The following is a 14,962-nucleotide window of genomic DNA, read 5'->3' on the forward strand; positions in this document are numbered from 1 at the left end:
GCCGGACCGGCGGTCGTGGTGGGCTCAGCGGTCGGCCGGGTCGGCGTCCGGCTGCCCGACGGTGTCGGGCTGGTCGGGGTCGGCCTGGTCGACGACGGTCTCGTCGACGACGGGCTGGGCCGCCGGCGCCGGGGACTCCGGCTCGGTGACGCCGACCATCGCCGTGCGCAGCACCCGGTCGCCGCGGCGGAACCCCGGGCGCAGCACCGTGGTGGCGGTCGGCTCGCTCACCGTCGGCGAGGTGTCGTGCAGCACCGCCTCGTGCAGCGCCGGGTCGAACGGGTCGCCCGGCTTGCCGAAGGAATCCACGCCCAGGCCGTCGAGCAGCCCGAGCACCCGGTCGGCGACGACCTTGAACGCGCCGGTCAGGTCGCCGTGGTCGCGGGCCCGCTCGATGTCGTCGACGATCGGGAACAGCTGACCGGCGAACCTCTCGGCCGCCTGGTCGACCACCAGCACCCGGTCCCGGTCCACCCGGCGCCGGTAGTTGGCGTACTCGGCGGTCACCCGCTGCAGGTCCTCGGTCCGCTCGGCCAGCTGGCGGGCGGTGTCGCCGCCCAGGTCGTCGGCCGGAGCCCCGGCCGGGCCCCCCGTGTGCTCGGCGACCGGGGTCGCCTCCTCGTTCTGCTCGCTCATCTGCTCTCCCTGGGCGGCCGTGGAGCCGGCCGGCTGCTCGCCGGCCGGCTCACGGACCGCGCCGCTGGTCGGGTCGATGCGCCGCCGGTCACGGATGACCACCCGCGGCGCCTGCTCGTCCTGCTGGCTCATGGCTCCCTCCCGGACCCGCCGGCCCGGTTCCCCGGGCCGGCGGACGGGCACGCAGCCGGCGTCGTCACCGCTTGTCGGTGTCCTCGTCCACGATCTCGGCGTCGACGACGTCGTCGTCCGCGGACGACGCCCCCGTGGACCCGGCCCCCGTGGACCCGGCGCCCGGGGTGCCGGCGTCGCCGGTCGCACCGGCGAAGCCCGCGTCGGCGTCACCGGTCGGGGCACCGTCGGCCTGCGCCTGGGCGTACAGCGCGCCACCGACCTCCTGGGAGATCCGCGCGACCTTCTCCTGGGCGGCCTTGATCGCGGCGATGTCCGACCCACCGAGGGAGGAGCGGAGCTCGGTCAGCGCCTCACCGAGCTCCTCCTTCTTCTCGGCCGGGATCTTGTCGCCGTTCTCGGCCAGGAACTTCTCGGTCTGGTACTGCAGCGACTCGGCGAGGTTCCGGGTCTCGGCCTCGTCGCGGCGCTTCTTGTCCTCCTCGGCGTGCGACTCGGCGTCGCGCATCATCCGCTCGATGTCGTCCTTCGGGAGGGCCGAGCCGCCGGTGATGGTCATCGACTGCTCCTTGCCCGTGCCGAGGTCCTTGGCGTGGACGTGGACGATGCCGTTGGCGTCGATGTCGAAGGCCACCTCGATCTGCGGGACGCCGCGGGGCGCCGGCGGCAGACCGGTCAGCTCGAACATCCCGAGCTTCTTGTTGTACGCGGCCATCTCGCGCTCGCCCTGGAAGACCTGGATCTGCACCGACGGCTGGTTGTCGTCGGCCGTCGTGAAGATCTCGCTGCGCTTGGTCGGGATCGTGGTGTTGCGCTCGATGAGCTTGGTCATGATCCCGCCCTTGGTCTCGATGCCCAGGGACAGCGGGGTGACGTCGAGCAGCAGGACGTCCTTGACCTCGCCGCGGAGCACACCGGCCTGCAGCGCGGCACCCACGGCGACGACCTCGTCGGGGTTGACGCCCTTGTTGGGCTCCTTGCCGCCGGTCAGCTCACGGACGAGCTCGGTGACGGCCGGCATCCGGGTCGAGCCACCGACGAGGACGACGTGGTCGATGTCGCCGACCTTGACGCCGGCGTCGCGGATCGCCTGGTTGAACGGGGCCTTGGTCCGGTCCAGCAGGTCCTGGGTCAGCCGCTGGAACTCCGCGCGGGTGATCGTCACGTCCAGGTGCATCGGGCCCTCGGCGCCGGCGGTGATGTAGGGCAGGTTCACGTTGGTCGACTGCGCGCCGGACAGCTCGATCTTGGCCTTCTCGGCGGCCTCACGGAGCCGCTGCATGGCCAGCTTGTCCTTGGCCAGGTCGATGCCCGACTGGGCGTTGAACGTCTGCACCAGGTGCTTGACGACCCGCTCGTCCCAGTCGTCGCCGCCGAGCTTGTTGTCACCGGCGGTGGACTTGACCTCGATGACGCCGTCGCCGATCTCCAGCAGCGAGACGTCGAAGGTGCCGCCACCGAGGTCGAAGACCAGGATGGTCTGCTCGGTCTCGCCCTTGTCCAGGCCGTAGGCCAGGGCCGCGGCGGTGGGCTCGTTGACGATCCGCAGCACGTTCAGACCGGCGATCTCGCCGGCCTCCTTCGTGGCCTGGCGCTGGGCGTCCTCGAAGTACGCCGGGACGGTGATGACGGCCTCGGTGACCGGCTCGCCCAGGTAGGTCTCGGCGTCGCGCTTGAGCTTCTGCAGCACCCGCGCGCTGATCTCCTGCGGGGTGTACTGCTTGCCGTCGATGTCGCCGGTCTTCCAGGAGGTGCCGATCTCGCGCTTGACGCTGCGGATCGTGCGGTCGACGTTGGTGACCGCCTGGTTCTTGGCCGACTGGCCGACCAGGACCTCGCCGTTCTTGGCGAAGGCGACGACCGACGGGGTGGTGCGGGAGCCCTCGGAGTTCGCGATGACGGTGGGCTCGCCACCCTCGAGGACCGAGACGACGGAGTTGGTGGTGCCCAGGTCGATACCGACCGCTCGTGCCATGGGGGCTTCTCCTCTGTACTGGTGGGTGGTGCAGGTCCGGAGAGAGCCGAGGGACCGACGACGCCGGGTCTCCGGCTCCGCCGGGAACGCCTTGCGCCTGGTCCGCTCAACTTTCCTGCCCACCGTAACGGCAGGCCCCGCCGCTGTGTTCCCGGGGGGCGAGATGTCCCCCGGGGGCATGGGCCTGCCGTTCCCGCGTCGAGGTCAGTCCCCCACCGAGGTGGACTCCGGAGCCGACGGGGGGAACTGCGGCAGCGCCACGTCCGGACGCTGCACGGTCGCGTCGCAGGAACCGAGCGGCACCGGCACCCCGTTCAGGTCCGTACCCGAGCCGTCCAGCACGTACTGCTGGGGGAACACGTTCGCCACCGGGACCCCGTCGTCGGCCAGCGGCTGGCGCAGCTCGCGGGCGCACCCGTCGGCCCACCACTCCTGGAACCCCACCTGCAGCGGGCGGCCGTCCTGGTCGTAGAGCAGCACCCCCTCCAGCGGCGTCCCCTCCGCGTCGTAGGGCAGGACGTCGGTGACCGGGCCGTACCGCGACACCAGCGGGTACTGCCCGACGGCCTGCTCGAGCACCGGCGCGGGGGCGTAACCGGAGTCCGCGACGTACCCGTAGTCGGCCGAGGAGGGGCCGGTGGAGTCGACGGCCAGCACGAAGGCCACGAAGCCCAGGAAGGCGCCGGCGACGGCGATCAGCCGATCCAGCCGCGGGCCCCGCTTCCGCCGACCCAGCGCGACCGAGCCGGCGATCGCGCCGACGGTCAGCAGCAGCCCGAGCACCGAGCTGCCGAGTGGGTACGGGAAGGGGAAGTCCCACTGGCCGGCGAGGGCGCACGGCACCGCGATCAGCAGGTAGCCGCGCAGCACCCACCAGGCCGGCCGGAGCTCGAGCAGCAGCCGGCGCACCTCGCCGGCCAGCGGGTGCGCCTGCGCGCGGGCCAGCCACCGGCGCAGCTCCGCGACCCGGTCGGCCCCGGCCCGGGCGCCACCGCGCGGCGGGAGCCCGGCGGCGGACCGCAGCTCGGCGGCGTAGGCCACCGGCGACCCCAGCCGCACGTCGATCGGCCGGCCGTCGTCCTCCTCGACCAGGGACGCCAGGTGCATCTCCAGGTCCTCGAGCAGGTCGCCGCGCTCCTCGGCAGGCAGGTCGCTGAGCTCGCACTCGACCGCCACCAGGTAGTTCTGCGCCTGGCGGGCCAGCTCAGGGGCGGGGTCGCGGGCGGAGTCGGGGGCCGCGGGCGCGGTCACGCCGCCACCGTCCGGTCCAGCACGCCGTCGACGGTGTCGACGAACGTGCGCCACGTCTTGGTCGAGTCCTCGAGCACCGAGCGCCCCCTGTCGTTGATCGCGTAGTACTTCCGGTGCGGCCCCTCGTCGCTGGGGACGACGTAGGAGGTCAGCGCGCCGGCCTGGTAGAGCCGGCGCAGGGTGCCGTAGACCGAGGCGTCGCCGACGTCCTCGAGGCCCGCGTTGCGCAGCCGGCGCACCACGTCGTAGCCGTAGCCGTCGGCGTCCCGGACCACCGCGAGCACCGCGACGTCCAGCACGCCCTTGAGCAGCTGACTGGCGTCCACCCGCCACCTCCTTCGCCGCCCCGCTGGCGGCCCGGGAGGTAGTGCACCATGCGCAGTAGTGCGCAGAGAAGACCAACACGCGCCGAGCTGCCGCCGCACGGCCCCTGGGTCCATCGGTTACCGGCCGGTAGCGTGACCTCGCCCGGTCGATGTCGGTCCCGGGTGGGCGGCGACGCCCGCATGCGCGCACGAGAGGGAGCCCATGGGCCTGCTGCAGATCGTCCTCGGCACGCTGGCCGTGCTCCTGCTGGTCGTCTCGGTGGTCTACGCCACCAAGGCCGTCCGCGCGATGCTGCGGATCTTCCGCACCGGCCAGCCCGACCCGACCCGCTCCGGCCCGGTCGGCCCGCGGCTGAAGACGCTGGCCGTCGAGTCGCTGGGGCACACCCGGATGCTCAAGTGGTCGGCCATCGGCGCCGCCCACTGGTTCGTCTTCATCGGGTTCTACGGCCTGTTCCTCACCCTGGTCGAGGCGTTCGGCGAGGTGTGGAACCCCGAGTGGCACCTCCCGCTGATCGGCGAGTGGGCGCTGTGGAACCTCTTCGTCGACCTGATCGGCACCGCCACGGTGCTCGGCATCGGCTACCTGATCGTCCGGCGCCAGCTCGACCACCCGCGCCGCCAGGGCCGGGCCAGCCGGTTCGCCGGGTCCAACGAGGGGCGCGGCTACTTCGTCGAGGCCGTCGTCCTGACCATCGGCATCTGCATCCTCCTGATCCGCGCGATCAAGGTCTCCGCCGGCCTCACCGACGCGCCGGCCTGGTCGCACCCGGTCTCCGGGCTGCTGGCGAACGTCGTCCCGGCCAGCCCGGACCTGCTGTCGGTCGTCGCCTTCATCAAGGTCGTCGTCTCGCTGGCCTGGCTGATCACCATCTCCCGGGTGCTCAACATGGGCGTCGCGTGGCACCGGTTCAGCGCCTTCTTCAACATCTACTTCAAGCGCGAGGACGACGGCAGCCAGGCCCTCGGCCCGCTGCCGGCGATGACGTCGGGCGGCAAGCCGATCGACTTCGAGGACCCCGGCGAGGACGACGTCTTCGGCCGCGGCAAGATCGAGGACTTCACCTGGAAGGGGATGCTGGACTTCACCACCTGCACCGAGTGCGGGCGGTGCCAGAGCCAGTGCCCGGCGTGGAACACCGGCAAGCCGCTGTCTCCCAAGATGGTGATCATGGACCTGCGGGACCACCTGTACGCCAAGGCCCCGTACCTGACCGGCGCGACGAAGGCGTCGGACAACGCCCCGGACTTCGCCGACTACTCCACGCTGCAGGCCAGCGACGAGCAGGTGTGGGCCTCGGGTTACGCCCGGATCGAGGGCACCAACGACGCCCAGGCCCACCGCCCGCTGGTCGGCACGCTGGAGGAGGGCGGGGTGATCGACCCCGACGTGCTGTGGAGCTGCACCAGCTGCGGCGCCTGCGTCGAGCAGTGCCCGGTCGACATCGAGCACGTCGACCACATCATGGACATGCGCCGCTACCAGGTGCTGATCGAGTCCAGCTTCCCCTCCGAGGCCGGCGTGATGATGCGCAACCTGGAGAACCGCGGGAACCCGTGGGGCATGGGCGGCAACGTCCGCGAGGACTGGATGAAGGACCTGGACTTCGAGGTCCGGCAGGTCGAGGGCGCGATCGACGACGACGTCGAGTACCTGTTCTGGGTGGGCTGCGCCGGCGCCATCGACGACCGCGCCAAGAAGGTCACCAAGGCCGTCGCCGAGCTGCTGCACATCGCCGGCGTGGAGTTCGCCGTGCTGGGCAAGGGGGAGACCTGCTCGGGCGACCCGGCCCGCCGGATGGGCAACGAGTTCCTGTTCCAGCAGCTGGCGCAGGAGAACGTGGAGACGCTGAACGCCGTCTTCGAGGAGCGCCCGGCCGGACGGCGGAAGATCGTCGCCACCTGCCCGCACTGCTTCAACTCGATCGGCCGGGAGTACCCGCAGCTGGGCGGGGACTACGACGTCGTCCACCACACCCAGCTGCTCGGCCGGCTGGTCGAGGAGGGGCGGCTGACCCCGGTCACCCCGGTCGACCGCAAGGTCACCTACCACGACCCGTGCTTCCTGGGCCGGCACAACAAGGTCTACACGCCGCCGCGGGAGATCCTCGACTCCGTGCAGGGCCTGTCCACCCAGGAGATGCACCGCTGCAAGGACCGCGGCTTCTGCTGCGGCGCCGGCGGCGCGCGGATGTGGATGGAGGAGAAGATCGGCAAGCGGATCAACGTCGAGCGCACCGAGGAGGCGCTCGAGCTCGATCCCGACGTCATCTCCACCGCCTGCCCGTTCTGCATCACCATGCTCAGCGACGCGGTGACCAGCAAGCAGCAGGCCGGCGAGGCCAAGCAGCACGTCGAGGTGCTCGACGTCAGCCAGATCCTGCTCCGCTCGATGGCACCGGCGGGCGCGCCGGGCACGGAGTCCGGCCCCGGCGTGGGCACCGAGCCCGACGACCCGGCCGGCACCGGCTCGGCGGCCACCCAGCACGATTGAGGACCCCGTCCTCCTCACCCCTCGCAAGCTCGGGGCGAGCCTCTGGACGGGGCCGAGGGACACTGAGCGACGTGAGCTTCGTCTTCGGGGGTGGGCGGGGGCGCGTCGACCCCGAGCTGGCGGCGGGCAACCGCCGCACCCGGATGCACTACGCCCGGGACGTCAACGACGAGCGGGCCCTGGCCGACGACCGCCCGCCGGTGCAGCGCAACCGCGGCTGGACCTGGCTGGCGGTGGCCGTGGTCGTGCTCGCGGTGCTCGCGCTGGCCGGCACCCGCGGGGCCGAGGAGGTCCCGCTCACCGCCGACTGCGACACCCCGGCGATCGCGGTCTCCAGCAGCGTCGTCGCCCCCGGCGCGGTGCTGCGCTACCGGCTCACCGGCGCCGACGGGGTCGACTACGTCGCCACGCTGGACGGCACCCCGGTCCAGGGCGACGCCGGCAGCACGGTCAGCTACCGCCCGACCGACGCCGGGCCGGCGCTGCAGCTGCGCCAGTGCCTGAGCCCGGCGCTGGCGATCGCGGCCCCCGCCGGGGACGGGCCGCACGAGCTGGCGATGCTGCGGGTGGCCGCCGACGGCACGACCGAGCAGGTCGCGGCGGTGCAGGTCACCGTCGACGGCAGCCGGTAGCGAGAAGACCACGCTGCCGCAGCGGGTGGGCCGCGCCCCCCGCTGACCGCCCCGGTCCGCCCGGGCGGGGAGGGCAGGAGGAAGATCCGGGCACGTGACCCGCTCCACCCCCGACGCGCCGGCCGCGCCGGCCGGCCCCGCCTCGCACGGCGCCGTCCTGGTCGGCATCGCCATCGTGCTGACCGGCTTCAACCTGCGCACCGCGGTCAACAGCGTCGGCCCGGTGCTGGAGGAGATCGAGCGCGGGCTGGGCATCTCCTCCGGGCTGGCCGGCCTGATCACCAGCATGCCGCTGATCTGCTTCGCGCTGATCGGCTTCGCCGGCCCCCCGCTCGCCGCCCGCTACCGGGACGGGCACGTGCTGGCCGCCGCCCTCCTGGTGATGGCCGTCGGCCTGCTGGGCCGGGTCGCCACCGACAGCGTCTGGGTCTTCCTGGCCGGCACGGTGGCCACGATGGTCGGCGGGGCGCTGGGCAACGTGCTGCTGCCGGGCCTGGTGAAGCGCTGGTTCCCGGGCCGCACCGGCCTGCTCGTCGGCGCCTACAGCACGGCGCTGGCGGTCGGCGGGGCCGTGGCCAGCGTCTCGGCGGCGCCGATCGCCGAGGCGGCCGGCGCCGACGGCTGGCGCTGGGCACTGGGCATCTGGGCCGCCTTCGCCGTGGTCGCCGCCCTGCCCTGGCTGTTCGTGCCGGTGCGCCCCGGCGCCTCGCGGAGCACGCACGCCGCCATCCGGATGCGGTCGCTGACCCGCAGCCCGCTGGCCTGGACGATGGCTGCCTTCTTCGGCCTGCAGTCGATGCAGGCCTACGTGATCGTCGGGTGGACCGCCCAGTACCTGCGCGACCAGGGCATGTCCGCGGCGGCCGCCGGGTCGCTGGTGGGGTTGAACGCGCTCATCGTCATCCCGCTCAACGCCGTCGTCCCGCTCGGGGCGGTGCGCCAGCGGCTGCAGCGGCCGATGCTGCTGGCCTTCGTCAGCTGCTACCTGGCCGGCTGGACCGGGCTGCTGCTCGCCCCGCTCACCGTGCCCTGGCTGTGGGTGTCGCTGCTGGGCCTGGGCATGGGCTCCTTCGCCATGGTGCTGGCGCTGTTCGGCCTGCGCGGCCGCACCCCGGAGTCGGTCGCGGCGCTGTCGACGGTGGCGCAGGGCTGGGGGTACGCGCTGGCCGGGGTCGGACCGCTGCTGGTCGGGCTGCTGCGCGGGATCACCGGCGGGTACACCGGCATGTTCGTGCTGGTCTACACCGGCGTCGTCCTGCTCGGGCTGACCGGGTGGGCGATCTGCCGGGAGCGCTACGTCGACGACGAGCTGCCCGGCCCGACGCCGCCCAGTAGCCGGCCCGCGGCGGAGGTGGAGGTCGCCGGCGCCGAGCCGCCGATCGCCGTCCCCCCGTCCGAGGACCCGACCGTCAGACCGGCAGCTGCAGGGCGCGCAGCAGCTCGACCCCGCGGTCCCGGCGGAGCTGCGGCGAGCGGGTGAGCAGGGCGACGGCGACGACGTACTCGTCCTCACCGGCCCAGCCGTGCCCCTCGGCGGTGAGCCGCGCGATGTGCTCGCGCACCTTCGGCTCGCGGCTGTAGGCGCCGAACTCCAGCCCCATGGCCAGGAAGTTGGCCACCCGGAAGCCCTGCTCCGCGGCCGCGGCCAACGTGCCGGCCGGGTCGGAGTAGCTGGGCATGGCCACCAGCAGGTGGTCGAAGCCGGCCTTGAGCAACCGCAGCACGAGGTCGTTGCCGTACCAGCCGCCCCACAGCTCGGGCATCAGCAGCTCGCCGTCGGGGGCGGGGAGGTAGGGCGGGTTGGCGATCACCGTGCTGACCCGCTCACCCCCGGCGGAGTCGGCCCAGGCGAAGAAGTCGCCGTGCTCGACGGTGTACCGGTCGCCGACGCCGACGCCCGCGATCGTCTCCCGGGCGCGGGTCACCGACGACTCGCTGATGTCGGTGCCGTGCACCCGCAGGCCCGGGACGGCACGGACGACGTGCGCGATCGCGCGGGCGTCGCCGCTGCCGAGCTCGGCGACCCCCTCCTGCTCCCAGGGCACCAGGGAGGCGTACTGGGTGAGCAGCAGCTGCACCCCGAAGGCGTAGTGCGCCGACTCCTCGGCGCAGTCGAAGAAGCCGTCCGCCACGCGGTCGTCAGAGGCCGTCGGCAGCAGAACGGCGGTGTCCCGGGGGTCCATGGCGGCATCCCTACCCAGCACGGCGGCCCGTCACCCGGCCGTGCACGACTGTTCACCCACCGGCCGCGGAGCACCCGGCTGTGGTGCGGTCACGCGAGCGGGGCGGCGGCGTCGGTCCGGCGGGTCTCGGTGCGGCTGAAGTTGCGGAAGGACCGGGACGGGGTGGGGCCCCGCTGGTCCTGGTAGCGGGAGCCGTAGACCGACGAGCCGTAGGGGTGCTCGGCCGGCGAGGACAGCTGGAACAGGCACAGCTGGCCGATCTTCATGCCCGGCCACAGCGTGATGGGCAGGTTCGCCACGTTGGAGAGCTCGAGGGTGATGTGCCCGGAGAAGCCCGGGTCGACGAAGCCGGCGGTGGAGTGGGTGAGCAGCCCCAGCCGGCCCAGCGAGGACTTGCCCTCCAGCCGGGCGGCCAGGTCGTCGGGGATGCGCACCACCTCCAGGGTGGAGCCGAGCACGAACTCCCCGGGGTGCAGCACGAACGGGTCCTCGCCGGTGGGCTCGACCAGCGTGGTCAGGTCGTCCTGCTGCTGGGCGGGGTCGATGTGGGTGTACCGGGCGTTGTTGAACACCCGGAAGAACCGGTCCAGCCGGACGTCGATGCTGGAGGGCTGCACCATCGCGTCGTCGTAGGGCTCGATGCCGAGCCGGCCGTCGGCCAGCGCGGCCCGGATGTCGCGGTCGGACAGCAGCATGCCGCGGAGTCTAGGGACCCGTGGGTGACCGGGACCTTGGTCCCTACCCGGCCGGCCGGGATCAACAGCGGCGCCCGGCTGCCGATGTACGTCGGACACCACCGAGTGCCGGAACGGCACCTGAGCGAAAGCAGGCGACGTGGTCATGACGCGGCCGGCGCCGAGCGTGCCGAGGACCGGGCGGACGGCGGTGCACCCCACCGGCGTGGAACGCACCTTCGCCGAGGACGAGCTGATCGTCTCCAAGACCGACGCCCGCGGCGTGATCACCTACGCCAACGACGTCTTCCTCCGGGTCGGCGCGTACTCCCTGGACGAGGTCATCGGCCAGCCGCACAACCTGATCCGGCACCCGGACATGCCCAAGGCCGTGTTCAAGCTGCTGTGGGACACCCTGGCCAGCGGCGCCGAGCTGTTCGCCTACATCGACAACCTGGCCGCGGACGGCGCCCACTACTGGGTGCTCGCGCACGTCACGCCGTCCCGGGACGCCGCCGGCCGGGTCGTCGGCTACCACTCCAACCGCCGCCGGCCGGCGCCCGCCGGCATCGCCGCGGTGCGCCCGCTCTACGAGCAGCTGCTCGCCGAGGAACGCCGCCACGCCAACGGCCGGGCGGCGGTCGACGCCTCCACCGCGCTGCTGCACCGGCTGATCGCCGAGCAGGCCGCGAGCTACGAGGACTTCATCTGGTCGGTCATCTCCGAGAAGGGCTGCTGACCGTGGGACGACGGGGCAACCGCGGCGAGGCCGGCGAGCTGGCGGTCTACCGAGCCTTCGTGCGGTCGCTGACCGAGGCCTGCGACGCCGCCGCCCGCGGCGACCTGGAGTCCCGGGCCCGGCCGGTGCCCGGGTCCGACGACGTCCCCGAGCTGGTGGCGCTGCAGCACGCGGTCAACCGCGCGCTCGACGTCTCCGACGCGTTCGTCCGCGAGTCCAGCGCGGCCCTGACCTCGGCGGCCGAGGGCCGCTTCCACCGCCAGGTGCTGCTCACCGGGCTGCCCGGCGCCTACCGGAACGGCGCCTCGGACATCAACACCGCGCGGGACGCGATGGCCCGGACCCAGGGCCGGGTGCTGGAGGCCCGGGACTCGCGGCTCAGGCTCGCCGACGACTTCGAGTCGGTCGTGCTGGCGATGAGCGAGGGCGTGGCCACGGCCGCCACCGAGCTGAGCGCAAGCGCCGCCGGGCTGACCGGCGCGGCGGGTGCGGCGAGCGGCGAGGTCTCCCGGGCCCGGGAGACGATCGTCTCGCTCAACCGCTCCTCGACGGAGATCCAGCAGGTGATCGCGCTGATCGAGACGGTCGCCGACCAGACCCGGCTGCTGGCGCTGAACGCCACCATCGAGGCGGCGCGGGCCGGCGAGCTGGGCAAGGGCTTCGCCGTCGTCGCCTCGGAGGTCAAGGACCTCGCCGACCAGACCGCGCGGGCCACGGAGCGGGTCACCACGCAGGTCGAGTCGGTGCGGGCGGCCTGCGAGGACGTCGCCACCGTGATGGCCAACGTCGGCAACACCGTCGAGGAGATGACCGGGCTGGTCGACGGGATCTCCGCGGCGGTCGACGGCTCGTCGTCGCTGGGCCCGGCCGGCACGGACACCACCGGGCTGTCCCGGATGGCGGAGACGCTGCGGTCGGAGATGACCGGCTTCCTGGGCGTGATGCGCGGATGACCGAACAGGGCTGACCGGGGGGCTGACGCCTCGCCCCGGGTGCTTGGTAGGCTCTCCGGTGCAGGGCCTGAGCCCCGCCGCGGGTGTAGTTCAATGGTAGAACATCAGCTTCCCAAGCTGACAGTGCGAGTTCGATTCTCGTCACCCGCTCTCCTCCCCCGCCCGGTCACGCCCGGGCTGCGGCTGCCGGGCCGGTCCGCTTGGCTGTGCCGGTGACCTCCTCCGACGTCCAGCTGCGCACCCTGCCGACGGCGGACCTCTCCCCCACCGAGCTGCGTGACCTGCGCCGGTTCCTCGACACCGCCTTCGACTCCTTCGGCGACGACGACTGGAGCCACGCGCTGTGCGGGGTGCACGTGCTGGCCACCGTCGACGGCGAGCTCGCGGGGCACGCCGCGGTCGTCGGCCGCCAGCTCATCGCCGACGGCGTCACGCTGCGCACCGGCTACGTCGAGGCGGTGGCCACGGCCGCGTCGTTCCGCCGCCGGGGCGTGGGGACGACGGTGATGGCCGAGGCCGAGCGGCTGGTCACCGGCGGCGCCGAGCTGGGCGCGCTCGCGGCCAGCACCGCCGGCGCCGCGCTGTACACCGCCCGCGGCTGGCTGCCCTGGACCGGGCCGACCGCCGCGCTCACCCCCGACGGGGTGCGGGAGACCCCGCACGAGAGCGTGTTCGTGCTGGCCACGCCGTCGACGCCGATCGTGCTCGACCCGGTCGACCGGCTGATCTGCGACTGGCGCCGCGGCGATCTCTGGTGACTGGCGACCTCCGGTGACCGCGCCGCGAACTCAGGCGGGCAGCAGCAGGGTGGCGTAGAGGGTCAGCCCCGGCCCGAACGCCATCGCGACCACCGGCCCGTCGACGTCGGCGAGCTCCTCCAGCACCAGCAGCACGGTGGCCGAGGAGCAGTTGCCGTGCTCGGCGAGCACCCGCCGCGACGCGCCCAGCTGCTCCTCGGCGAGTCCGAGCTGGTCGCGGACGACGTCCAGGATCCGCGGCCCACCGGGGTGCACCGCCCAGCCGGCGACGTCCTCCACCCGCAGCCCCGCGCCGGTCAGCAGCTCGTCGACGACGCCGCCGACGTGCCGGGACAGCACGTCGGGCACCCGCGGGGAGAGCCCCATCCGGAACCCCAGGTCGGTGACGTCCCAGGTCATGTGGTCGGCGGTGGGGTAGTCGGTGCGGGCCACGGTGGCCGCGACTCGGCGGCCCCGCCGGGCCCCCGGCTCCACGACGACGGCCGCCGCGGCATCGCTGAACAGCGAGTGGTTGACCACCTGCTCCAGCTCCGGGACGGCCGGCTGCACGTGCAGGCTGGTCAGCTCCAGGCACAGCAGGACGGCGGGACGGGACTGCGCGGTGACGTAGTCGCCGACCGCCCCCAGCCCGGGCAGCGCGGCGTAGCAGCCCATGTGCCCGACCAACAGCCGCTGCAGGTCGGCCGGCATGCCGAGGTCGTTGGCCAGCCGGATGTCCAGCCCGGGCGTGACGTAGCCGGTGCACGAGGCGACGGCGAAAAGCCCGACGTCGCCGGGGGCCAGGCCGGCGGCGTCCAGGGCGCCGGCCACGGCCTGCTTGCCCAGCGGCATCGCCTCGGCGACGTAACGGAGCATCCGGGTCTCGGTGCCCGCCGAGGAGAGGTCCTCGGCGCCGGGGTAGACCACCGCGTGCCGGGTGCGCACGCCGGCGGCCATGAAGACCCGCTCGGCGGCCCGCAGCCCGTCGTAGCGGGGGGCGAAGTAGTCGCGCCAGACGGCGGACTGCTCGTAGGTGGCCGGCAGCGCCCGTCCGGCGCCGGTGACGACCGCGCTCACGGCCGCGGGCGGCTTCCGTCGGTCCAGCTCATGACCCGACCGTACGTCCGGGACCGGGCCCCCGCCCGTCGCGCTTGACCCCGTAGCCGGCGAAGAGGATGCCGGTGTAGGGCATCCGCCGCATCCGGACCGCCGCCCGCCGACCGCGCCGCCAGGACACCAGGTCGCGCACCGACGGGCGCAGACCGGCCAGCCGGAGGTCCAGCCCCAGCCGATCCGCGGTGGCCAGCAGCTCGCGCCGATCGACGAACAGCGCCGGGTCGTGGATGCCGGGAGGCGGCCCGCCGGGCAGCCGCTCGGCGATCCGGACGGCCACCAGCGGGGCGATCCGGGTGGCCGCGATCGAGTCGATGACCAGCAGCCCACCGGGCTTGAGCAGCCGGGCGCTCTCGGCGAGCACCTGCCCGGGGTCCTCGACGTGCTCGAGGATCTCCCCGGCGGTCACGACGTCGGCGCACCCGTCGGCGAGCGGCACGGCGAGCACCGACCCGCGCACGACCTCGACCCCGTGCCGGCGGGAGATCTGCAGCCCGGCCAGGCCGATGTCGACGCCGACGTGCCGGTAGCCGAGCCGTTGGACGTGCGGCGCCATCAGCCCGCCGCCGCAGGCCAGGTCGACCAGCACGGCACCCGGCGCGGACGCCGGGGGGACGTGCTCGGCGCGGGAGGCCGCGATCCACTGGAGCATCGCGAAGCCACCGCGCGGATCCCACCACTGGTCGGCGAGCTGGTCGTACTGAGCAGGGTCGTTGCGGGCGAGGTCGTTGCGCGGCAGCGGATTCACTCCTTCAACGGGTCGTGGCCCCAGTTCATCAGGCTGTACCGCCACTTCGAGGTCTCGACGTCCTCCTTCGCCGGCTGCTGGGCGAGGTGTCGCCGCACGTAACCGGTGACCTTCCGCATGTGCGCGAGGTCGTCGTCGGTCAGGTCGGCCTGCTTCGTGTGCAGCAGCGCGACGATCCGCCGGCCGGACTCGTGCCCGGTCGACTCACCGGAGCCGCCGTCCTTCTGCCCCACCGCCTGGGACTCCTCGGTGGCCAGCCACCTCTCCAGCTCACCCGCGGTCATGTTCACCGCCTCGCCGAACTCGCGGCGGATCGCGTCGGCGTCCTCGGCCTGGCGCTCGGGCATGGGCGTCTCCCGGGTGTTGATC

General features: G+C 73.4%; 15 protein-coding genes and 1 tRNA gene. 7 read left to right on the top strand and 9 right to left on the bottom strand.

Annotated elements, in window-relative coordinates:
• Positions 1 to 24: 24 nt before the first annotated feature.
• From grpE to ACI79U_RS03790, 4 genes are all read right to left on the bottom strand, one after another.
• The gene (grpE, locus tag ACI79U_RS03775; RefSeq protein WP_457065799.1) at positions 25 to 768 is read right to left on the bottom strand and encodes a nucleotide exchange factor GrpE; all 744 of its coding nucleotides are present in this window, start codon (positions 766 to 768) and stop codon (positions 25 to 27) included.
• 64 nt (positions 769 to 832) lie between these two features.
• Positions 833 to 2,743 carry a molecular chaperone DnaK gene (gene dnaK, locus ACI79U_RS03780; protein WP_457065797.1) on the bottom strand — a complete coding sequence of 637 codons (1,911 nt, stop codon included), beginning with the start codon at positions 2,741 to 2,743 and terminating at the stop codon, positions 833 to 835.
• A gap of 204 nt (positions 2,744 to 2,947) precedes the next feature.
• Positions 2,948 to 3,994: an HAAS signaling domain-containing protein gene (locus ACI79U_RS03785; protein WP_457065795.1), complete on the bottom strand. Its 1,047-nt coding sequence runs from the start codon at positions 3,992 to 3,994 to the stop codon at positions 2,948 to 2,950.
• Positions 3,991 to 4,320: a PadR family transcriptional regulator gene (locus ACI79U_RS03790; protein ID WP_457065793.1), complete on the bottom strand. Its 330-nt coding sequence runs from the start codon at positions 4,318 to 4,320 to the stop codon at positions 3,991 to 3,993. The genes ACI79U_RS03785 and ACI79U_RS03790 overlap by 4 nt, the downstream gene beginning before the upstream one ends.
• Before the next feature lie 202 nt (positions 4,321 to 4,522).
• Between ACI79U_RS03790 and ACI79U_RS03795 the strand changes: the two genes are divergently transcribed.
• The 3 genes from ACI79U_RS03795 (at position 4,523) to ACI79U_RS03805 (ending at position 8,926) form a co-directional block, all read left to right on the top strand.
• Complete coding sequence (locus ACI79U_RS03795) at positions 4,523 to 6,814, top strand: (Fe-S)-binding protein (protein WP_457065791.1); 2,292 nt, start codon at positions 4,523 to 4,525, stop codon at positions 6,812 to 6,814.
• Positions 6,815 to 6,885: 71 nt separating this feature from the next.
• Complete coding sequence (locus ACI79U_RS03800) at positions 6,886 to 7,446, top strand: hypothetical protein (RefSeq protein WP_457065789.1); 561 nt, start codon at positions 6,886 to 6,888, stop codon at positions 7,444 to 7,446.
• A gap of 94 nt (positions 7,447 to 7,540) precedes the next feature.
• Positions 7,541 to 8,926 (top strand): CynX/NimT family MFS transporter, encoded by a 1,386-nt coding sequence (locus ACI79U_RS03805; RefSeq protein ID WP_457065787.1) that lies wholly within the window; start codon positions 7,541 to 7,543, stop codon positions 8,924 to 8,926.
• On the opposite strand, the gene ACI79U_RS03810 is transcribed toward ACI79U_RS03805, so the two are convergent.
• Together ACI79U_RS03810 and dcd are read right to left on the bottom strand one after the other, a co-directional pair.
• Positions 8,856 to 9,629, bottom strand: coding sequence for a methylase (locus ACI79U_RS03810; protein ID WP_457065785.1), 774 nt, complete (start codon positions 9,627 to 9,629; stop codon positions 8,856 to 8,858). The two genes, ACI79U_RS03805 and ACI79U_RS03810, sit on opposite strands and share 71 nt — an antisense overlap.
• An 89-nt stretch (positions 9,630 to 9,718) precedes the next feature.
• The gene (gene dcd, locus ACI79U_RS03815; protein WP_457065783.1) at positions 9,719 to 10,324 is read right to left on the bottom strand and encodes a dCTP deaminase; all 606 of its coding nucleotides are present in this window, start codon (positions 10,322 to 10,324) and stop codon (positions 9,719 to 9,721) included.
• Between the two features lie 205 nt (positions 10,325 to 10,529).
• On the opposite strand from dcd, the gene ACI79U_RS03820 reads away from it, so the two are divergent.
• The 4 genes from ACI79U_RS03820 (at position 10,530) to ACI79U_RS03835 (ending at position 12,753) form a co-directional block, all read left to right on the top strand.
• Complete coding sequence (locus ACI79U_RS03820) at positions 10,530 to 11,042, top strand: PAS domain-containing protein (RefSeq protein WP_457065781.1); 513 nt, start codon at positions 10,530 to 10,532, stop codon at positions 11,040 to 11,042.
• 2 nt (positions 11,043 to 11,044) lie between these two features.
• Positions 11,045 to 11,995, top strand: a complete 951-nt coding sequence (locus ACI79U_RS03825) for a methyl-accepting chemotaxis protein (protein ID WP_457065779.1) — start codon at positions 11,045 to 11,047, stop codon at positions 11,993 to 11,995.
• A 79-nt stretch (positions 11,996 to 12,074) separates the two neighbouring features.
• Positions 12,075 to 12,145, top strand: a tRNA-Gly gene (locus ACI79U_RS03830).
• Positions 12,146 to 12,207: 62 nt separating this feature from the next.
• A complete protein-coding gene (locus ACI79U_RS03835; RefSeq protein WP_457065777.1) occupies positions 12,208 to 12,753 on the top strand; it encodes a GNAT family N-acetyltransferase in 546 nt (181 codons plus the stop codon).
• Between the two features lie 30 nt (positions 12,754 to 12,783).
• Here the strand turns inward: ACI79U_RS03835 and ACI79U_RS03840 are convergent, their stop codons facing one another.
• Genes ACI79U_RS03840 through ACI79U_RS03850 form a run of 3 tightly spaced genes read right to left on the bottom strand, consistent with a single transcriptional unit; the run spans position 12,784 to position 14,940 of the window.
• Positions 12,784 to 13,809: a type III polyketide synthase gene (locus ACI79U_RS03840; RefSeq protein ID WP_457065775.1), complete on the bottom strand. Its 1,026-nt coding sequence runs from the start codon at positions 13,807 to 13,809 to the stop codon at positions 12,784 to 12,786.
• Between the two features lie 28 nt (positions 13,810 to 13,837).
• Positions 13,838 to 14,593: a methyltransferase domain-containing protein gene (locus ACI79U_RS03845; protein WP_457065773.1), complete on the bottom strand. Its 756-nt coding sequence runs from the start codon at positions 14,591 to 14,593 to the stop codon at positions 13,838 to 13,840.
• Entirely contained in the window at positions 14,590 to 14,940 is a 351-nt protein-coding gene (locus ACI79U_RS03850) for a DUF3140 domain-containing protein (protein WP_457065771.1), read from the bottom strand. The genes ACI79U_RS03845 and ACI79U_RS03850 overlap by 4 nt, the downstream gene beginning before the upstream one ends.
• Between the last annotated feature and the right edge of the window lie 22 nt (positions 14,941 to 14,962).

Source organism: Modestobacter sp. SYSU DS0904 (assembly GCF_054051115.1).